Genomic DNA, 19,139 nt, shown 5'->3' on the forward strand with positions numbered 1-19,139 from the left:
TTGGGCGACAAATACTCGGGAGACAGGAATGTCCATGAACGTCGGTGGAGGTGGCGGTGTTCGCCCTCTTGGCCCACAGACTCAACCTCAACAGCCTCGGGTCAAACAACCTGCGGTTGGTAATAGTCAGCAGCCTCCCCAGGGAAAACTGGGGCAGGCCGGGCGTATCCTGCGCAACATCAACAGCTTTAACAGCCAGCCTGTCAGCAATGACCTCCAACAGCTTCAACAGTGGCTGAATAAACTCAAAGGCGGCCCTGCCACTTCTCAACAAGCACCGGTGCAAAAGCCTGGCTCAGATCTGCAGATGGCGCAGATCAAGAAGACAAACCGTGGTGGAGCCCGATACAACACCACTCGCTCCCCAACCTCCCACGGAGAAACCTAACCTTGAGGAAGGCACTGAACCACCACCAGCACCTTTACCACTGAGTGCAGATCAAAAAACGGCCCTGAAAGAAGGCCTGGATACATTGGGCCGTACACTCAGCCTTGGTAAAGCAGATATAGCAAAGCTGGCTCATGCTAAAGCCTCCGGAAACGATGCTCACTACTTTTATCAGTTGGGAAAACTGGATATTCCACCGGACAGTTCAGTTGCTGAGCAGCTAAAAACAGGGTTGGCTGAGCTATTTGCCCAGATACAAGGTGATCATTCACTGATTGCCAAAGAGATCCAGCCCACTCTTGTATTGGACGATGTCAGTCGACTGGCCACCTCCAAAGCTATCAACCTGCCCGCTTCACTGGTCGTCGATCTGGGCGCACTCACACATAATGAAGTGGATCGATTTATAGCTTTGGCTGAGGCTACCGGAGTCCCTCAAAAAAAAGCAGAACACCTGCTGCGAGGCTTAGAGGCGGTGGGAAAACGGTACGACCTCTCCACCTCTGAGCTTGATGCACTTCTTGGGGATGCGGCTCGCACAGTTAACACTGAGCTCTCTGTCGAGATGAATAAAGCCGCCAAAACCCTTAACCTCTCACCGCCACTGTTTAATGATCTGGCCAATGCTGTGGTCACCAAAGATTCAGCAGCCTTTGCCGCTATTGGCGAGAAAGAAGGGCTGAGCAAGGCGCAACTGAAAGAGGTTCTCCCCGAAGTAAGCCGATCTCTCACTGAAATTGGCAAAAGTCCGGTGATTTCCCTGGAGAAGCTCCGGCGCTTCACTAAAGATACGTCCATACAAAACCAGATTTTTGCAGCAGGCAAAGAGTATGGTCTGACTCAACCCCAAAGCCTTAAGCTGGCTGCCGCCTATGTGGACACCGACCTCTCCGGCTACGTCAAACTGGCAGAGGAGTATGGGCTGGGCAAAAATGCCAGCAAACTGCTCAATAAGCTCGAAGAAATAGAAACACGTCAGGGCACAAATGCATTAAGTCTGGCAACCAACAACTTTCCGGAAATTGTCGAGCAACGTGTTCTGGCACGGGAGCTGGGTCTGCAGAGTAAACCCGTAGATTGGCCAACCACCACGCCAGCCCCCTTCAAGCCACCTTTAAGGGGGCCTTTTGACTTTCTTGGTAAGGTTGGAGGCATAATGCCACCACCAGACACCTCAAAAGCCGATGAAGCAGCCAGGGCAGAAGCTGCCGCAAAAACCAAAAACGAAGTACGCTTTGTAAAGCTCTTCGACGAGTTACGTCATGCACAGGGTGAAATTAAAAAGCTGGATGAGGCGATGCGCAACCCGTTCTTTCAGATCACTCACCCGCAAGCCAGAGATCGTCTTACCAAGCTTCAGAACCATGAACACAATATCAGAGCAGAACTGAACAGAATTCAGGAAGCCGGTCATGCACCCAGCCCACAACGTGCACAGGAGATCAAACTGCTCGATCAGCTTGGAAATTTAAAGGAAAAGCTATTAAACCTTGAAGGCATGATGAAAAGAAACCCATTCATAGCTGTTTTTCACAGGCCGGCCGCAGATATATTGAAAGGGCAGATTCAGGGTCTTGAAACACAACTGAAGCAATTAAGGGATTAACATGGCGGCTGCAGATATCGGGCGTTCTGCCCAGCGGGTTTTCAAGTACTACAAAAAGCATTTTGACGATATCAATGCCCTGTTTGAAATATCTGGCCTGCCCCCTTCCTCAACCTCGGTGAATAACTCCCTTCCTGATGACTTAATCGCCCTGCAGCTAAAAGCGGATCAAAGCCTGAAAGAACTTCAGCAGCATACAAACTCAGTGGATGAACTGAGTCAAATCGATTCCAAAGATCTGCAAAACAACAAACCGGAGCTATGCAAGGCGCTGGTCAATTACAGACAGGATTTGGACACACTGTTTTCTGCGATTCAGACGATCAAGGCACACGCACCCAAACCGCTTAAGAAAAGCTCGCCGAAAAACAAGAGGGTCAGAACCAAGAAGTTCTAACCCTCTTGCAGTAGCAAAAGTTACTTGTTCTTGAATTTTTTATGGCAAGAGCCACAACTGTCTGCCACTTCTTTGAACGCTGGAATACTGTCTTTCATAACACCGCTGGCAGAAGCGATTTTGAGCTTACCGGCCTTTTCAGAAAACGCTTTCATCAACTTGTCGAATTCGGCTTTATTTTCCCAGATTTCTGGCTTTGCTTTTGAGTCAGATGTCAGGTGCTTGCCTTCAAATCCTTCGCCGGACCATTGGGTGACAACAGCCAGCCTGTCTGCATTACTTTGGAACTGAGCAGCATCAAAGGGCTTTTTGCCTTTAATCATCGCCCCCATATCACCAAAGTAAGTACCTACAAGATCCATATGCGCTTTGCGCAGGTTAACGGCGTCTTCATCCTTAGCAAAATCCATGGCGTGAGCAGACACACTCACGAATGCAGCAGCTGCAGCATAAGGAATAAGTTTCTTGAATGTCATAGAGCGTCTCATTGGCAGTATTGCAGTGTTATTGTGGTTTTATTTTTCAGGCAAACTCAGCATAGCCCTTTATGGAAAAGGTTCAAAGGGTGACACGGGAAGACGGCGAATAACGTCGGGAGCGTAGCCCGCTACGTAACCAGAGTTGTGACGCAGCAAGGGCGGAAAAAGACGCCGCCAGACTATGCGAAAGCAATGATCCGGGTACTTAAGAATGGCCTCCTGAAACAGGAGGCCATGGAAAAATAATTAAACGTTGAAGCGGAAGTGCATGACATCGCCATCTTTCACGATGTATTCCTTACCCTCCAGTCGCAGGCAGCCAGCCTCTTTCGCACCCTTTTCACCATTGAATTTTACGAAGTCATCGTAAGAAGTCACTTCCGCGCGGATAAAACCACGCATAAAGTCGGTGTGAATAACCCCCGCAGCTTCAGGAGCGGTAGCCCCTACTTTCACTGTCCAGGCACGTACTTCCTTAACGCCTGCAGTAAAATAGGTTTGCAGATTCAACAGCTCGTAACCAGCACGGATCACTCGATCCAGACCGGGCTCTTCCATGCCCAGGTCTGCCAGAAATTCGCCCTTCTCTTCGTCGTCCAGCTCGGCAATTTCTGCTTCCAGCTTGTTGCACACGGGCACAACCACAGATCCTTCCGCAGCAGCCAGTTCACATACCTTGTCCAGATATGGATTATCTTCGAAGCCGTCTTCATCCACGTTAGCGATGTACATGGTGGGCTTGGAGGTCAGCAGGAACAGTTGCTTCATCAGTGCCTGTTCGGCATCGTTCAGCTCGAGTGCCCGGGCCGGGCGACCTTCTTCCAGAGCCGGAATGATTTTCTCCAGCAGTGCCACCTGAGCCTTGGCATCCTTGTCACCACTCTTGGCAACACGCACAACACGCTTAAGCTGCTTTTCGCAGCTGTCCAGGTCTGCCAGAGCCAGCTCGGTGTTGATGATTTCAATATCAGCAATGGGGTCGATGCGGTTAGCAACGTGAATCACGTTGTCGTTCTCGAAACAGCGCACTACGTGGGCGATGGCATCGGTCTCACGGATGTTGGCCAGAAACTGGTTACCCAGACCTTCACCTTTGGAAGCCCCTTCCACCAGTCCTGCAATATCCACAAATTCCATAGTTGTGGGCAGAACACGCTCTGGGCTGACAATCTCAGCCAGCTTGGTCAGGCGAGGGTCAGGCATTGGCACAATGCCAGCGTTGGGTTCAATGGTACAGAAAGGGAAGTTCTCGGCATCAATGCCCGCTTTGGTCAGGGCGTTGAACAGAGTGGATTTACCCACATTAGGCAAACCGACGATGCCGCAATTAAAACCCATGATGTTGTCCTGTCTGGAATTCGAAAAATCAAAGGCGCAGATTATACAGAGGTTTGGGATAGCGCAAAATGCAGCACTCACCCGCAGGATGCCGGATTGCATATACACTTTCTTCATAAACTGCAAATTCAGGGAGGAATAGCAATGCCAGCCACTGATACTCCACTGTCGAGAGCACAGGCTCTTGTGCTCAATCTCAACCAACTGGATCAGGCAGAAGGAAATATTGGCAAGTTACAATTCTCCGAGGTGAACGGGAGAGTTGTTGTCGAAGCCACGCAACAATGGTCTTTGAAGCGGTTCCTGATCAACTCTCTTTTCCACAGGAACAGCTGTCATATGCTTTACAGACAAGCCCACGACTACCTGCAAACATCAAATACCGATACGCCTCTCAGAGAGCGGGTTGTGGCCCTCGTTGACAAAGACGTCTTTCCCTTTCTCCGGTCAGCAGAAAAAATAGCCATTCATAACCTGGTGCCCAGCTCATCACCCATGGGTAGCGCCCCTCTGGTCGTGGACGATAGTGTCGAAATGGCAGAGACCTCTTTCAACACAGCTCGCAACGATTCGGATATTGATTTTGATACCCTCTGGCGCCTTATGCCTGAAAACGAGGGAGATAATGAGGTTCTTCACTCACGTCTTGCTACCTATGAAACAGCTCTCAGGCACCTTGATGACTGCAAGGAAACACTCCATAACCCTGATCTGACCCTGACTCAAAAGCAGAAAGTTTTGAACCAGAAATACGGATTGTTCTTCCACTTCACCCGGAAAGATGATCCCACCACTCCGGACCTGGCCAGCACCGCTCTGGACAGCGTTGCCTATATGCTGGGGGAAATTAACAAGCCGGAAAATGCAGAAAAAGCCCGGGAAGGGTTGCTGGCTTTACTCTCCAGTAAGCACCCTTGCCATGAAGCACAGATAGCTCACGCACAAACAGCCTTTAATACCGTAATGCTTGGTATTGATATGGAAAACATTGGCCCTGACTTTAAGGACCCTGAACTGGATAAAACAGCCACTATCGAAACAAACATCCAGAAGCTGGTTATAGAGTTTATGGAGGAGAGCGAAGATGACTCCGTTGAAGCCTTTGAGAGCTGGGCCAGAGAAAGAGATGGTGTTATCGGCTTTCAGGCCTTCGATGGTGAAATCACAATGGAGGTCCTAAAAGAGTACACAGTCAAAGCCAGAGATGAGTGGGATATGTTGAACTAAGCCCCCATAGTGCCATGCCGATAACCTGTTCATTGGTCACGTTTGTGCAGGTTTGACATGAAACACTGGTTATTGCATTACACACGATACCTCTCTGCAGCTATAGCGGTGTTTGTCCTGACAGGGGCAATGGCTGCCAAAGGTCAGGATGACCTGGTGGTTGAGCTAAAGCGCCAAAGTCTGCAAATGTGGCACTCAAGGCTGAGCGAGCAGTTTGATCAGCTGGCCGCATGGTTCTCCCCGGCGGAGCTCAGCCAGATGCCTGATGGCCTGATGCTCAGCTCCCTCAACCCGCAACAACTCATGGCCGTTCACAGCTTCGCATCTACAGCCCTGAGTCCTCTCGGATATCTTCGCTTCAGCCATTTGATACGCCTGCAAAAAGTGCAGGAGGAAATGCAAAGCCCCGACGCCATTATGCCTGTAAGGCTGATGATTCAGGATGTTGAGGGCAGTCGTATGTTCCGGATTCAGGGGCCAACCTTTTCCCTTGAACTTATCGCGGCCGGGAATCAATGGATGATTAACCAGCTGACTATGGCTCAATGGCCCAGCCAGGTTCCTCCTGCTCCGAAGCCCGACCTCAGTACACCGAACGTTCATTACCCCTTTGTTCGCTGGCGAGAGTCCGTCGGAGAGATGGCTCTGGGACAAACCACCCTCCCGTTGATTCAGGCTTTAACTGCTCTCCCTGACAATGTCAGAAAGCGTACCTGTGCTGGAGAGCCTGTTTCCGAGCGCCAGTGCACCTTGTCCATGTTGAACGAGATAAAGCCCGAAGCTCAGACATCAGCCGCAAGTATCAATACCAAAGGACGTTTCCTGCTCAACCAACTGTTGACGATGCTGAAAAGCCATCTTGGCAGCCCTTCTTTAATACCTGAAAAGGAAGACACTCTCTTAATGTTCTCCTGGGCGGGGGACTTACCTTCCTCGGATCAGGATAGGCCGGAAAGTCTGCTTCTCAACCTCAGCGACGAGGCGGGCCTCTGGCAGGTTATTGTGACCGGACCAAACCCTGCTAATGGTTTTTCCAGCCTTCCTCCCAACGGTATATATATTGCCTTCAGCCGCAATGGAGTAAACGAGCGTGGCCAGTGGGCAAACATGCCAGCCACAACTCAGGAACCTATGTCTTTAGAAGCGTCCTCCGCTCTTCCCATGATGCCCCCCGTAACCATGACAGGTGGTGCTGGTGAAAAGATGGAAGAGAGTGACACAGATCAGCCAACCTGGTTGAAAAGCCCCACCTTTCTCAATGGTATGATTATGTCTTTGGGATATATGGGCAATAACCTGACCACAGCCCTGCCCCTGGTGCCGGTGGTGGAGATTAAACGGGGTGGTCGTCCCCACAGGAATATTCGCGTCAACCTCTCCATTTCTATAGACGTAATGGCAGAACCCTGGCTGAAAGACTTCCCCCTGAACTTTGACAGCCGTACAGAAGACTATCGCTCTTCCATTCGGCTCCCCGCTCAGATGGCCGGGCAGGAGATCACTCTCACGTTCAGCGTCCATGAGCCCGGAACCCGCTATGAAGGTATTTATGAATATAAGGTTAAGGTGAAGGGGCGGCAGGTTATCCGCCAATTTTAACCCAAGTACGTATTCACACTTTCACGGACAGTCACAATCACTATTTATAAAGATTGCGTAAAACATGAATATAAAAACTTACGAAAATCGACACGGTAAATGAACTCCAGGACTGCTAAAAAAGTAGAACATCAGCAGTCACCACTTAAAGCGACGGATTCCTTGACAGATATCATCTCCTCGTAGGTTTTGTGTTTCATGCATCAGGGAAACCCAGTATTTTTTACCCACCCATATATAACTACTTTTATAGCACCAAGGGTATTTAGCCTATCTCATTCCTGATTGTTTAATGAGTGTCATAGCCTAATCACCTTTCAATACCCCTATTTCACACACTTCTCGATCTTCGGATTCGAGTCAACAACCCATTGCGAGGACTTTCTTGCGTATGAGCTCTGAAACCAACAACTTTAACGATCTCAGCCCCGCCGCCATGGCGAAGAAAGCTGTTGATGTTGGCGTTTACAAAGCTTCTAAAGACCCTGTGTCGTCTTTCACTCTGGCAATCTTTGGTGGCGTTTTCATCGCTATCGCATTTGTCTTCTATATCACTGTTGTAACCGGTTCCAGCAGCATGCCCTGGGGCATGGCCAAACTTGTAGGCGCACTGTGCTTCAGCCTTGGTTTAATTCTTTGTGTGATTATGGGAGCTGAACTCTTCACTTCCACTGTACTCACCTCCACTGCCTGGGCATCCCGTCGCATCACCACACCGCAAATGCTGCGCACCTGGGTCCGCGTTTACCTGGGTAACTTCGTGGGGGGCGTGTTCTTTGTATGGATGATCTGGCAAGGCAAGGTGTATATGGGCGACAGTGGCCAGTGGGGTTTGACAGCACTGAAGATTGCCAGCCACAAACTTCACCACACCTTCTTTGAAGCATTCATCCTTGGTGTTATGTGTAATCTGCTGGTATGTCTGGCTGTATGGATGACGTTCTCCTGCCGCAGCACCGGTGACAAGATTCTGGCCATGCTGTTCCCCGTTGCCATGTTCGTTGCCACCGGCTTTGAGCACAGCATCGCCAACATGTTTATGATCCCAATGGGGATCGCTATCCAGCACTTTGCCACGCCAGAATTCTGGGCAGGCATAGGCCACGTTCCTGCGGACTTTGCAGAACTGACTGTCAGCAACTTCCTGCTGAAGAACGAACTGCCTGTTACTCTGGGCAACATTGTTGGCGGTGCCGTGTTTGTTGGCCTGGGCAACTGGTTTGTCTTCCTGCGCAACGATAACAAGAAAGAAGCGGTTGCTAACGGAAAGGTACGTACTGCCTGATCTGCTGATTAGCTTGCTTTTAGAAAGTCGCACTCACTGAGTTGCGGCTTTTCTTTTATCCCGCACTCAGGCGCATAAGAAAATCAGGCAGAAAAGGTATGCAGCTGCTGTACAGCCTTCGCCCAGGAGCCACCCATGGCTTCTGGCATCACGCGAGCGGACTCATCAATAGCTTCACGGATTTTACGATCGTCTTCACGAGATGGTTTATTCAGTACGTAGCCAACAACCTTGCTGCTGTCGCCCGGGTGCCCGATACCAATACGTAAACGGTAGAAGTTCTTGTTATTGCCGAGACTGCTGATGATGTCTCGCAGGCCGTTGTGACCACCATGACCACCGCCCTGTTTCAAACGGGCAGTCCCCACTGGAATGTCCAGCTCATCATGGGCAACAAGAATATTTTCGGGAGGGATGCGGTAAAAATTCGCCATGGCAGCGACCGCCTGACCACTCTTGTTCATAAAGGTGGTCGGAAAGAGCAGACGGACTTCCCTGCCTTGCAGAGAAATCCGTGCTGTCAGCCCGTGAAATTTCTTCTCGGGCTGAAGAGTGGCACCGCCGGAGCGAGCCAGTTCTTCAATAAACCAGACGCCGGCATTGTGGCGTGTATCGTCGTATTCCCGGCCGGGGTTACCCAGACCAACAATCAATTCTATGGAAGCATCTGCTGCCTTAGCCACGAGTATCCTGCCTCAATGCCAGTTATTGGTTTTCAGTGCACGGTCACATGTAAACGTTTATTTCTGATAATATACGCTTATGTGTGGCCGGGTACTTTTACTCTTCGCCTTCGGCTTCTTCGCTTTCAGCTTCTTCTGCACCGCGAGGAGCATTAATGCTCACTACTGGCAGATCGTGATCTTCACCGTGAGCCAGCTGAGTCAGAACAACGCCAGCAGGTACAACCAGGTCGGACAGGTGCAGGGAAGCGCCCATCTCAACAGCAGCCATATCGACTTCGATGAACTCAGGCAGAGCAGAAGGCAGACAACGTACTTCTACTTCCTGCAGGTTGTGAGCAACAGCACCACCAGCCTTTACACCAACAGAAGTTTCTTCGTTGATGAAGTGCAGAGATACAGTTGTGGTCACTTCGTGAGCCGCATCAACACGCAGGAAATCCATGTGCATGGCGTCGCCACGAGCAGGATGACGCTGTACATCCTTCAGGATGGCCTGCTGAACAGTGCCGTCTACGTTCAGGTTGATAACCTGAGAGTAGAAACCTTCAGCTTCCAGAGCCTTACGAACAGCTTTACCTTCCAGAGTAACCTGTACAGGAGCAGCTTCACCACCGTAAATGATGGCAGGTACCAGATCCGCGTGGCGCAGGCGGCGGCTCGCACCTTTCCCTACGTCTTTACGCGCTACAGCGTCGATAGCAAATTCAGACATGATTGTCTCCAATTTTGAGTAATGGGCAGACCCGCGACCAGATCCACCCGAAAAAGCAAGCGGCGTATAATAACGACTAACCGCAGATTTGCCAAACGCTAAGGATAGATTTCTTTGCGGAAATTGCTGCGGTTTTCCAGTACCGAAAAATAGAAAGCCCGCCCCTGCTAAAGCAGGAGCGGGCTTTCAGATTCCGGAATCCGGTGCTGTCAGCATGCCTTATCGAAACATAGCTTATCGAAACATTGCACTGATGGATTCGGCATTGCTGATACGGCGTACAGATTCAGCAATCAGAGGAGACATGTCCAGAGCGCGGATCTGATCCACAGCCTGAGCTGCCGGGCTCAGAGGGATGGTATTGGTGATAACCAGCTCGTCCAGCTCGGCGTTCGCCAGGTTTTCCAGAGCACGGCCAGACAGTACAGGATGGCTGGCATAGGCAACAACCTTGATAGCGCCTTTGGCCTTCAAAGCCTTGGCAGCCATGCACAGGGTGCCAGCGGTATCAACCATGTCATCAACCAGAATACAGGTACGGCCTTCAACATCACCGATGATATTCATAATTTCCGCACGGTTGGCTTCAGGGCGACGCTTGTCGATGATGGCCAGATCGGTGTTCAGGTGCTTGGCAAATGCACGGGCACGTACCACACCGCCGTGGTCTGGAGAAACAATCATGGTGTTCTCAAAGCCTTGGCGCTCGATATCGTCCAGCAGTACTGGAGAGCCGTAGATGTTGTCTACAGGAATATCGAAGAAGCCCTGAATCTGGTCTGCGTGCAGGTCAACGGTCAGAACACGATCAACACCTACGCTGGCAATCATGTCGGCAACAACCTTGGCACTGATAGGCACACGGGAAGAGCGAGGACGACGATCCTGACGAGCGTAGCCGAAGTAAGGAACAACGGCAGTTACACGCTGAGCAGAAGAGCGGCGCATGGCATCAGCCATAACCAGCAGTTCCATCAGGTTATCGTTAGTCGGGGCACAGGTCGACTGGATAATGAAAACGTCTTTACCACGCACGTTTTCTTGAATCTCTACTGCGATTTCACCATCACTGAAACGGCCGACCGAGGCCTTGCCGAGAGGAATATGGAGATGGTCGACAACTTTCTGTACAAGCTCCGGGTTCGAATTACCGGCGAACACCATCATTTTAGACACGACAAATACCTTGGATCATTGCTGAGTGAAGTCAGGCGCTAATTAAGCTGGGCGCTAAAGGCCTGGTAACTTCGGGAGTATTACATATTGACGGAATGATAGAGCTAAGTATGGCTGGGGTGGCAGGATTCGAACCTGCGCATGACGGGATCAAAACCCGTTGCCTTACCGCTTGGCGACACCCCATCTATCTTTCACAAACTATCTTTCGCAAAGCCATGTCTGTCTTATTATTCTGTCGCACCCGAATGCTGAAGGTTACACTGACTACCACGAATTTCGCAAGAGTTCTGCAACCTGCTTTGAGTCTGAAAAACTACCAGCAATATACGAGAGCTGACCTTGCAGCAATTCAGAAGATTCCGTCTCCCGAAAGCGGCGCTAATTTACTGTCAGCAGGGCTTTGTGTCAAATGAGAACCGCCCGAGAAAGACCGAAGCCAGACTGCGCCTTTACACACTTCAGCCTCAATGCAGAACCCATTCCCGAATCGAAAAAATCACCCGTACGCCCCCCCGGGTTGCCTTGATGCGAGACGGCAAGCGCACACTTCCGACAGCCTTGTAACTGCCATACACCACCTGCCAGCCATTCTGCTCCAGCTCGGCCAGATACCCTTCACTGTTGAGCACCCGTACAAAGTCCGTATTGGGAGCCGGAATGCCCCGCATCCAGTAATCCAGCGAAGAGAACGGGAGAACCCAGCCAGTCTGGCGATATAACAGCTTTTCAGCCGATGAAGCCGTTACACTCTTTTCCCCGGGCACATCCAGTGTCACCAGCCGCCCGCTGCCCAATTCACCGGAACCTTCCAAACGTGCCAGCGTTTGTCCCAGCGGGCCAGACATATAGATAGAGAAACTATCAGGGGAACGCTCCCAGCGAATGGTTACTGCCCCCGATTGCTCTGATGTCACAACACCTGCACGCCCTCTTACCTCCCAATCGGTCATTGCATGGGCCTGGGCATAGTGATTCTGCCACGCCTGCTGCAAAGCTTCGTTAGAAAGAATGGTTTCAGGAGGGCGTGTTGACGGCCCGGCAACACACCCACTCAGCACGATAACAGAGAGAACAAGGGCAGTCTTTACTGCCCGAAGGAAAGAAAGTTTCAACAACACAGCTACTCAGTTATGTCTTTGCTGGATGATTTCAGGCGCTCAATGGTGGCTTTCAACACCTCACTATTGGGCTGACGCTCCAGAGCCTCTTCCCAGATAGATGTGGCTTCATGGTGCTCACCCATCATCCACAGCACCTCGCCAAGATGAGCAGCCACCTCCGCGTCGTTGAACAGCTCGTAGGCTTGACGCAGATAGCCAAGTGCTTCCTGGTAATTGCCCAGCCGGTATTCCACCCAACCCATGCTGTCGATAATCGATGGATCATCGGGCTTTAACTTGTATGCTCGCGCCACCAGCTTTTGGGCGTCTTGAATGCGATCTGTGCGATCAGCCAACGTGTAACCCAGCGCATTCAGAGCAGCAGCATTATCCGGGTCCATTTTGAGAATGCGGTTCAGCTCCACTTCCAGACGAGCCAGATCATCCAGTTTCTCGGCCAGCATGGCCCGAGAGTAAAGCAGGTTTATACTATCTGGAAACTCTTCCAGAGCCTTGTCATAAACCTTGGCCGCCGCGTCGTAACCCTGCTGTTCAAGCAACACTTCACCTTCCATCATATAGAATTGAGGGGCGTAATCTGGGTACTTCTTACGAGCATTCGCCAAATCCTGCTGAGCCATGCCCCACTGATCGTGGTCAGACAGCATGCGCACAAGGGAAGAATAAGCGGGGATAAACTGTTTACCCGGTGTGACCTTCAAATAACTTTCACGACCTTCCCGCCAGTCATCCATCTGCTCCGCCAAACGGCCCAGATAGAAATTGGCAATATTGGCACGATCAGGAATCTTACTGAGGCGATGAAAGTAAAGCCCTGCTTCTCCCGGCATACCATTTTCCATAGCCACAAGAGCAACAGATAACAGAAGCTCAGGATTTCGGGGTTGCTGCTCCACCAGCACTTCAAACTGCCGCTGGGCACCGGTCAAATCCCCTTTTTTTACCAACTGCCGACCGTAAAGCAGCCTGATCCGGGGCGCATTGGGAAACTTCTTTACAGCCACCGACAGCATGGCAATCGATTCATCCAACCGATCAAGGTCGCTCAAAAGGCGCCCTTTTAATAGCAGAGAGGCAGGATCTTCCCCATGCTCACGAATGGTTTTATTAACTAAGCTCAGTGCTTTATTCGGGTGCTCCTGCTGATGCAACAGCATGGCCTGTCCGATTTGCAGGGTTGCAGTACCGGGGAATATCTTTAGCAGGCGCTCATATTCACTCAGCAGCTGCTCACGGGTTTCATCGTCTGCTCCACCGGCCTGAATAGCAAGGAACATAAAGGGTGCTTCCTGGCCGGCTGCCTGCACTTTCTCCAGGCCAGCCACTGCCAGAATCAGCTTGTTATCCCAAATCTGTTCAACAGCCTGTGCACGAATAGCCGCAGGGTTGTCAGGGTCTACCTTGATCCAGAGCTGAGCCGCATCCCGTGCTGCCTGACGGGCATTGAGATAAGTGGCCACCTGATAGGCTCGCTCTGCCAAACCAGGATCTTCCGTTTTGTGAGCCTGTTGCAGATAGTTTCCTAAAGTCAGGTCATAACGCTGCCCGTAAGCAGCCATTTCAGCTACCAGCAAGTCGTAAACCGTATCGGGCTCAAAAGATGCGGGAGGAAGTACTGGCACTTCTGCCCTACTCTCTTCAGCTGTCACAGATTGCTCCGTTTTTGGGGCCAGTTGTTTTGAACTGTTCGTTTGCAGGCTGCCGGGAAGCTTCATACCCGCACAACCGGTCAGCACAGCGCCTGCAGCAGCGACGCCACAAAGGCGGAAAATTTTGAGGAACAGTGGCCGAGTCGAACCTTTATTAAAACCAGTCATATGGCAGCGTTTTGTTCTCACATGCATGTGAAGGGGTGAATGGCTTCATGATGACACAACCCAAGGGAAAACGCAGAACAGATTTGCAGTCATCCCACATCCATAGGACAATCCACCACCCCGACAATTCAGGGGCAGCAGGACACTGCTCCCATGAACATTAGTCAGATCCACACTTAGATATAACATTCACAATGGTAGATTATGGGATTTCTCGCAGTCGGCATTAACCACCGAACAGCGCCGGTCAGCCTGAGAGAAACAGTTTCGTTCACACCAGAGCAACTTATTCCGGCATTGCAGGATATTCAGCAGGTTTCTGGTGTACAGGAAGCAGCCATAATTTCCACCTGCAACCGAACTGAACTTTACATACAGGGCAATGCCAGCTCTGAGGCTGTGCTTGCGTGGCTGGGGGCTTTCCACCATACCAGCGCAACGCATATTGCCGAGCACGCCTACAGCCATCACGATGTAGAAGCTGTACGGCATATTATGCGCGTTGCTTCCGGGCTGGATTCGCTGGTACTTGGTGAACCCCAGATTCTCGGACAAACTAAATCTGCCCACGCCGTTGCCCAGGAAGCTGGCGCTATTCACGGCCCGCTGGGGCGCATGTTCCAGCATGTGTTTACCACGGCCAAGCGCGTGCGTACCCATACCACTATTGGCGAGAATCCGGTTTCGGTAGCATTTGCTGCTGTCAGCCTGTCCCGGCAGATTTTTGCCGACCTCAAGGAAAACACGGCCCTGCTTATTGGTGCGGGTGAAACCATTGAACTGGTGGCCAAGCATCTGAAAGAGCAGGGTATTGGCAAAATCATTATCGCCAACCGTACGCTAGAGCGTGCCCTGAGACTGGCAGACAAGTATAACGGCGATGCAATTCTGCTGGCAGATATCCCTGAACATCTTTATCAAGCGGATATCCTGATAGCGTCCACCGCCAGTCAGCTTCCCATTCTGGGTAAGGGTGCCGTGGAACGTGCACTGAAAAGGCGCCGCCATAACCCTATGTTTATGGTGGATATCGCCGTACCTCGAGATATTGAGCCAGAAGTTGGTAAACTTGCAGACATCTACCTCTACACTGTCGATGACCTGCGGGAAGTGATTGAAGACAATGTCCGCAGCCGGCAGGAAGCAGCAATAGAGGCAGAAAAAATTGTTATCACCGGCGCTGATGAATATTTCGCTCACATGCGCTCCCTTGATGCTGTGGAAGTGGTACGCAGCTACCGCTCTCGAGCTGAGAACATTCAGGCTCAGGAGCTGGCCAAAGCCATGCGCCTGCTGGACAATGGCCGCCCACCGGAGCAGGTGCTGCAACTGCTGGCCAGAAGCTTGACCAACAAACTGATTCACGCCCCCAGCGTACAGATGCGTAAGGCGGGCAGTGAAGGCAAAACCGAACACCTCAACTGGGCCAGAGAACTGCTGGAACTGGATCAGGCCGACTAAACGGCCTTTTAGAACAGAGATTTATGAAAGAATCATTATTGGCCAGACTCGACAGTCTGGTTGACCGTTTTGAAGAACTGGGCGCACTGCTCAGCGACCCGGAAGTGATCGGAGACCAGAATCGTTTCCGTAAGCTCTCCAAAGAGTACTCCGAACTGGAGCCGGTAATTGTTTGCTTCCGCGAATATCGCCAGACTCAGGACGATCTCGAAGAAGCCAGATCCATGCTGGACGACGGCGACGCCGAGATGAAAGAGCTGGCTGAAGAAGAGATCAGCGAAGCGACTGAGCGTCTGGAAACCCAGAGTCAGGAACTGCAAATCCTGTTGCTGCCTAAAGACCCGGACGACGCCAACAATGTGTTTCTGGAAATCCGTGCTGGTACCGGTGGTGACGAAGCTGCGATCTTTGCCGGCGACCTGTTCCGCATGTACTCCAAATATGCGGAAAGCAGCCGCTGGAAGATTGAAGTGATCAGCGCCAACGAAGGCGAACACGGCGGCTACCGGGAAATCATAACCCGAGTGGTTGGCGAAGATGTGTATGCACGGCTGAAGTTTGAGTCCGGCGCACACCGGGTACAGCGTGTACCTGCCACCGAATCTCAGGGCCGTATTCACACCTCTGCCTGCACCGTCGCCATCATGGCGGAACCAGACGAGCAGGCCGAGATCAATATCCGCAAAGAAGACCTGCGCATCGACACATACCGCTCCTCCGGCGCCGGTGGTCAGCATGTAAACACCACAGATTCCGCGATTCGTATTACCCACCTGCCAACCGGCGTTGTGGTGGAGTGTCAGGACGAACGCTCCCAGCACAAGAACAAAGCCAAGGCTATGGCTCTGCTGAGTGCCCGTTTGAAAACCGCCCAGCAGGATGCCGCGGCCAAAGAAATTTCCGACACCCGTAAGAGTCTGGTGGGTAGCGGTGACCGTTCCGAGCGCATCCGTACCTACAACTACCCACAGGGTCGGGTAACCGATCACCGCATCAACCTCACCCTCTATAAACTGCCGGATATAATGGAAGGTGATCTGGCTCCGGTTCTCGAGCCGCTGATGACAGAGCATCAGGCTGAACAGCTGGCTGCCCTTTCTCAGGATTCTTAATGCCAGCCTGCCGAATTGATGAACTGCTGACCCGAGCCACAGAGCTGGCTCAGGTCAGCGACACTGCCCGTCTGGATCTCGAACTGCTGCTGTGCCATGTGCTGGACAAGCCACGAAGTTATCTGTTTTCTTATCCGGAATATGAGCTCACCAGTGACCAGCTCAGTCAGTTTGAACAGCTTTTTCACAAACGTCTGGAAGGTCACCCGATTGCTCACCTCACGGGAGTGCGGGAGTTCTGGAGTCTGGAACTGTTGATTGAACCCAGCACTTTGATCCCTCGCCCTGATACTGAATGCCTGGTTGAAGAAGCTCTGGAGCTGTGCGACCACCGACCTAAGCAGGTTCTCGACCTGGGAACCGGAACTGGCGCTATTGCTCTCGCTTTAGCCAGTGAACGCCCTGGCTGGGCGGTATACGGCTGCGATCGTGTTCCTGACGCTGTGGAGCTGGCAAAAAAGAACGCGGCACATAACAATCTGGAACGCGTTCAATTTATTGAAAGCAGCTGGTTTCAACAGCTTCCTGAGCAATCGTTCGATCTAATTGTCAGCAACCCGCCGTATATTATTGATAACGACCCTCACCTCCAGCAGGGTGATGTGCGCTTCGAGCCATTGAGTGCACTTACGTCCGGAGCCGATGGTCTGGATGATATCCGCCATATCAGCAGTGAATCACCACACTGGTTGAGGGACGGTGGATGGTTGATGATGGAACACGGCTACCATCAGGGTGAAGATGTGCGGGAGATCCTCGCAAGCAACGGCTTTACCAGCATCCGGACGGTACAGGATTTAGCCGGTCACGACCGGATTACCATGGGGCAGATTCGCTCCTCTGAGATATAAACAAAACCATGATGAACGACGACCAGCTGTTACGATACAGTCGCCAGATTATGATGCCTGAGTTCGATATTACCGGGCAGGAGAAACTTCTGGATGCCAATGTGCTGATTATCGGTGCTGGCGGGCTTGGCTGTCCGGTTGCCCTGTACCTTGCCGCAGCAGGTGTTGGTTCACTGACTATTTGCGACCACGACCAGGTGGATCTCAGTAACCTGCAGCGTCAGATTGCTCACACTACCCGCGATCTGGGCAAGGACAAAGTAATCTCACTCACCGAAAGCATCCATGCCCTGAACCCGGACACCCACGTAAACGCTATTACTCGCAAGCTCAAAGGCGAAGAGCTGGCGGAGCACGTAAAGCATGCGACAGTGGTTATTGAGTGTACCGATAATTTTCCTTCCCGCTTTCTGCTGAACAGCTTCTGCGTTCAGCACGGCAAGCCATTGGTTTCCGGTGCAGCCACTGGCTTTAACGGTCAGGTTGCGGTGTTTAACGCCAAACCGGAGGCCCCCTGCTACAACTGCCTTTACAGCGATGTGGATGAGCAACAGCTGTCTTGCAGTGAAACTGGCATACTTTCCCCCATTACCGGGGTAATTGGCACACTGCAGGCAACAGAAACTATTAAAATTATTGCCGGCATTGGCAAACCTCTGGATGGCAAGCTGATGGTCTTTGACGGGCTGACTATGGATGTTCGCACCATGGGGCTTGCGAAAGATCCAGAGTGCAGAACCTGCAGCAGCTAACCTGCCCCTTAAACTGAGACTTTCATTGCGCGTGTGGTGCTTCTCATCTATATCTTCATCGCCATTTGATGACGGATAAGATAAGCACCCATGCCCGATTACTTCCCCCGCAACTTCCACGGCTACGGTGCCAACCCTCCCAATATTCGCTGGCCCCATAACAAACAGCTGGCTGTGAGTGTGGTGGTGAATTACGAGGAAGGTTCAGAGTCCTGCCCGCTGGACGGTGATGGCGTGTCTGAATCCTGGCTGACAGACATTCCCGGCCTTGTTCCCAGCCATCACCGCCATATCTCCTGTGAATCTGTATTCAACTACGGTGCACGGGCTGGAGCATGGCGGCTGATCCGAACTCTGCAGGAGTTTCATGTGCCCGCCACTGTTTTCGGCTGTGGTCTGGCTTTGGAACGTAACCCTGAGCTGACAAAAGCCTTTCATCAGGCTGGCTGGGAAATCGCGGGGCATGGCTGGCGCTGGCTGGACTACAGCAGCTTTTCGGAAGAAGACGAGTGTCGCCATATGGCGCGGACTCTACAAGTTATCGAACAGCTGACTGGCCAGAAAGCCAAAGGCTGGTACACGGGCCGCAAAAGCCAATATACCCGCGCGTTGGCATTTCACCATGGTTTAAGCTGGGATTCCGATGCCTATGACGATGACATCCCTTATTACGTTCCTATAGAAGGGCACAACCATCTGGTCATTCCCTACTCTCTGATCACCAACGACTGCCGTTACACCATGTCTCCGGGATGGAACTCCCCTGAGGATGCCTGGCACAGTTTGAAAGCCGCTTTCGATACTCTTTATCGGGAAGGCCACGAGGCTCCCCGTATGATGACGCTCGCCCTGCACAGCCGTCTCTCTGGGCATCCTGGCAGAGCCAGCAGCGTGCGAAGGTTTCTCGAGTACGCACTTCATCATAAAGGGGTCTGGTTTTGCCGAAGAAGCGATATCGCTGAGCATTGGCGGCAGCAAAACCAGATTTAACAAATAAAAAGAATATGCTTATCAGGCACTCACAAACTACACACTACCTTCACACCTGCCCCAAAAATTGATCTGGGACAACAACTTACATACCAAATTCTCTTTAAAAACTAAAACCCTGTTGATACTCTTGGGCATC

The 19,139-nt window shown here is 51.6% G+C and carries 18 protein-coding genes and 1 tRNA gene; 11 read left to right on the top strand and 8 right to left on the bottom strand.

The window, feature by feature from the left end; translation table 11 throughout:
* Positions 1 to 28: 28 nt before the first annotated feature.
* From E1189_RS21390 to E1189_RS21400, 3 genes are read left to right on the top strand one after another with little or no spacing between them, the layout of a single operon-like run.
* A complete protein-coding gene (locus tag E1189_RS21390) occupies positions 29 to 388 on the top strand; it encodes a hypothetical protein (protein WP_155163207.1) in 360 nt (119 codons plus the stop codon).
* Positions 333 to 1,994: a hypothetical protein gene (locus tag E1189_RS21395; RefSeq protein ID WP_155163208.1), complete on the top strand. Its 1,662-nt coding sequence runs from the start codon at positions 333 to 335 to the stop codon at positions 1,992 to 1,994. The genes E1189_RS21390 and E1189_RS21395 overlap by 56 nt, the downstream gene beginning before the upstream one ends.
* A gap of 1 nt (position 1,995) precedes the next feature.
* Complete coding sequence (locus E1189_RS21400; RefSeq protein WP_155163209.1) at positions 1,996 to 2,391, top strand: hypothetical protein; 396 nt, start codon at positions 1,996 to 1,998, stop codon at positions 2,389 to 2,391.
* A 20-nt stretch (positions 2,392 to 2,411) separates the two neighbouring features.
* On the opposite strand, the gene E1189_RS21405 is transcribed toward E1189_RS21400, so the two are convergent.
* Together E1189_RS21405 and ychF are read right to left on the bottom strand one after the other, a co-directional pair.
* Complete coding sequence (locus tag E1189_RS21405) at positions 2,412 to 2,867, bottom strand: c-type cytochrome (RefSeq protein WP_196221557.1); 456 nt, start codon at positions 2,865 to 2,867, stop codon at positions 2,412 to 2,414.
* 249 nt (positions 2,868 to 3,116) lie between these two features.
* Complete coding sequence (gene ychF, locus E1189_RS21410; protein ID WP_155163211.1) at positions 3,117 to 4,208, bottom strand: redox-regulated ATPase YchF; 1,092 nt, start codon at positions 4,206 to 4,208, stop codon at positions 3,117 to 3,119.
* A gap of 144 nt (positions 4,209 to 4,352) precedes the next feature.
* On the opposite strand from ychF, the gene E1189_RS21415 reads away from it, so the two are divergent.
* From E1189_RS21415 to focA, 3 genes are all read left to right on the top strand, one after another.
* Positions 4,353 to 5,435, top strand: a complete 1,083-nt coding sequence (locus E1189_RS21415) for a hypothetical protein (RefSeq protein WP_155163212.1) — start codon at positions 4,353 to 4,355, stop codon at positions 5,433 to 5,435.
* A 57-nt stretch (positions 5,436 to 5,492) separates the two neighbouring features.
* Positions 5,493 to 7,034, top strand: a complete 1,542-nt coding sequence (locus E1189_RS21420; RefSeq protein ID WP_155163213.1) for a hypothetical protein — start codon at positions 5,493 to 5,495, stop codon at positions 7,032 to 7,034.
* Positions 7,035 to 7,425: 391 nt separating this feature from the next.
* On the top strand, positions 7,426 to 8,319 hold the full coding sequence (focA, locus tag E1189_RS21425; RefSeq protein WP_155163214.1) for a formate transporter FocA: 894 nt from the start codon (positions 7,426 to 7,428) through the stop codon (positions 8,317 to 8,319).
* Positions 8,320 to 8,402: 83 nt separating this feature from the next.
* Here the strand turns inward: focA and pth are convergent, their stop codons facing one another.
* The 6 genes from pth to E1189_RS21455 all read right to left on the bottom strand — a co-directional run bounded on the left by pth (position 8,403) and on the right by E1189_RS21455 (position 13,834).
* Positions 8,403 to 9,002 (bottom strand): aminoacyl-tRNA hydrolase, encoded by a 600-nt coding sequence (gene pth / locus E1189_RS21430; protein WP_329602164.1) that lies wholly within the window; start codon positions 9,000 to 9,002, stop codon positions 8,403 to 8,405.
* Between the two features lie 97 nt (positions 9,003 to 9,099).
* On the bottom strand, positions 9,100 to 9,717 hold the full coding sequence (locus E1189_RS21435) for a 50S ribosomal protein L25/general stress protein Ctc (RefSeq protein ID WP_155163215.1): 618 nt from the start codon (positions 9,715 to 9,717) through the stop codon (positions 9,100 to 9,102).
* A 234-nt stretch (positions 9,718 to 9,951) separates the two neighbouring features.
* A complete protein-coding gene (locus E1189_RS21440) occupies positions 9,952 to 10,893 on the bottom strand; it encodes a ribose-phosphate pyrophosphokinase (protein WP_329602165.1) in 942 nt (313 codons plus the stop codon).
* Positions 10,894 to 11,004: 111 nt separating this feature from the next.
* Positions 11,005 to 11,079, bottom strand: a tRNA-Gln gene (locus E1189_RS21445).
* A gap of 281 nt (positions 11,080 to 11,360) precedes the next feature.
* Positions 11,361 to 12,014 carry a lipoprotein insertase outer membrane protein LolB gene (lolB, locus tag E1189_RS21450; RefSeq protein ID WP_155163216.1) on the bottom strand — a complete coding sequence of 218 codons (654 nt, stop codon included), beginning with the start codon at positions 12,012 to 12,014 and terminating at the stop codon, positions 11,361 to 11,363.
* A gap of 2 nt (positions 12,015 to 12,016) precedes the next feature.
* Entirely contained in the window at positions 12,017 to 13,834 is a 1,818-nt protein-coding gene (locus tag E1189_RS21455) for a tetratricopeptide repeat protein (protein WP_196221559.1), read from the bottom strand.
* Between the two features lie 204 nt (positions 13,835 to 14,038).
* Between E1189_RS21455 and hemA the strand changes: the two genes are divergently transcribed.
* The 5 genes from hemA to E1189_RS21480 all read left to right on the top strand — a co-directional run bounded on the left by hemA (position 14,039) and on the right by E1189_RS21480 (position 19,000).
* A complete protein-coding gene (gene hemA, locus E1189_RS21460; RefSeq protein WP_155163218.1) occupies positions 14,039 to 15,295 on the top strand; it encodes a glutamyl-tRNA reductase in 1,257 nt (418 codons plus the stop codon).
* A 23-nt stretch (positions 15,296 to 15,318) separates the two neighbouring features.
* Positions 15,319 to 16,407 (top strand): peptide chain release factor 1, encoded by a 1,089-nt coding sequence (gene prfA, locus E1189_RS21465; protein ID WP_155163219.1) that lies wholly within the window; start codon positions 15,319 to 15,321, stop codon positions 16,405 to 16,407.
* The gene (prmC, locus tag E1189_RS21470; protein WP_155163220.1) at positions 16,407 to 17,258 is read left to right on the top strand and encodes a peptide chain release factor N(5)-glutamine methyltransferase; all 852 of its coding nucleotides are present in this window, start codon (positions 16,407 to 16,409) and stop codon (positions 17,256 to 17,258) included. Before prfA ends, prmC begins: the two co-directional genes overlap by 1 nt.
* A gap of 8 nt (positions 17,259 to 17,266) precedes the next feature.
* Positions 17,267 to 18,010 (top strand): HesA/MoeB/ThiF family protein, encoded by a 744-nt coding sequence (locus tag E1189_RS21475; protein ID WP_230460583.1) that lies wholly within the window; start codon positions 17,267 to 17,269, stop codon positions 18,008 to 18,010.
* A 90-nt stretch (positions 18,011 to 18,100) separates the two neighbouring features.
* Positions 18,101 to 19,000 (top strand): polysaccharide deacetylase family protein, encoded by a 900-nt coding sequence (locus tag E1189_RS21480; RefSeq protein WP_155163221.1) that lies wholly within the window; start codon positions 18,101 to 18,103, stop codon positions 18,998 to 19,000.
* Positions 19,001 to 19,139: the final 139 nt, after the last annotated feature.

The sequence above is a fragment of the Parendozoicomonas verongulae genome, assembly GCF_009711465.1.
Taxonomy (GTDB): Bacteria; Pseudomonadota; Gammaproteobacteria; order Pseudomonadales; family Endozoicomonadaceae; genus Sansalvadorimonas; species Sansalvadorimonas verongulae.

Bases quoted from the DNA above. Each gene is read 5' to 3' on its own strand.
- E1189_RS21390 (WP_155163207.1), top strand. From the start codon at position 29: ATGTCCATGAACGTCGGTGGAGGTGGCGGTGTTCGCCCTCTTGGCCCA.
- E1189_RS21400 (WP_155163209.1), top strand. From the start codon at position 1,996: ATGGCGGCTGCAGATATCGGGCGTTCTGCCCAGCGGGTTTTCAAGTAC.
- E1189_RS21405 (WP_196221557.1), bottom strand. From the start codon at position 2,867: ATGACATTCAAGAAACTTATTCCTTATGCTGCAGCTGCTGCATTCGTG.
- ychF (WP_155163211.1), bottom strand. From the start codon at position 4,208: ATGGGTTTTAATTGCGGCATCGTCGGTTTGCCTAATGTGGGTAAATCC.
- E1189_RS21415 (WP_155163212.1), top strand. From the start codon at position 4,353: ATGCCAGCCACTGATACTCCACTGTCGAGAGCACAGGCTCTTGTGCTC.
- E1189_RS21420 (WP_155163213.1), top strand. From the start codon at position 5,493: ATGAAACACTGGTTATTGCATTACACACGATACCTCTCTGCAGCTATA.
- focA (WP_155163214.1), top strand. From the start codon at position 7,426: ATGAGCTCTGAAACCAACAACTTTAACGATCTCAGCCCCGCCGCCATG.
- E1189_RS21435 (WP_155163215.1), bottom strand. From the start codon at position 9,717: ATGTCTGAATTTGCTATCGACGCTGTAGCGCGTAAAGACGTAGGGAAA.
- E1189_RS21455 (WP_196221559.1), bottom strand. From the start codon at position 13,834: ATGACTGGTTTTAATAAAGGTTCGACTCGGCCACTGTTCCTCAAAATT.
- hemA (WP_155163218.1), top strand. From the start codon at position 14,039: ATGGGATTTCTCGCAGTCGGCATTAACCACCGAACAGCGCCGGTCAGC.
- prfA (WP_155163219.1), top strand. From the start codon at position 15,319: ATGAAAGAATCATTATTGGCCAGACTCGACAGTCTGGTTGACCGTTTT.
- prmC (WP_155163220.1), top strand. From the start codon at position 16,407: ATGCCAGCCTGCCGAATTGATGAACTGCTGACCCGAGCCACAGAGCTG.
- E1189_RS21475 (WP_230460583.1), top strand. From the start codon at position 17,267: ATGATGAACGACGACCAGCTGTTACGATACAGTCGCCAGATTATGATG.
- E1189_RS21480 (WP_155163221.1), top strand. From the start codon at position 18,101: ATGCCCGATTACTTCCCCCGCAACTTCCACGGCTACGGTGCCAACCCT.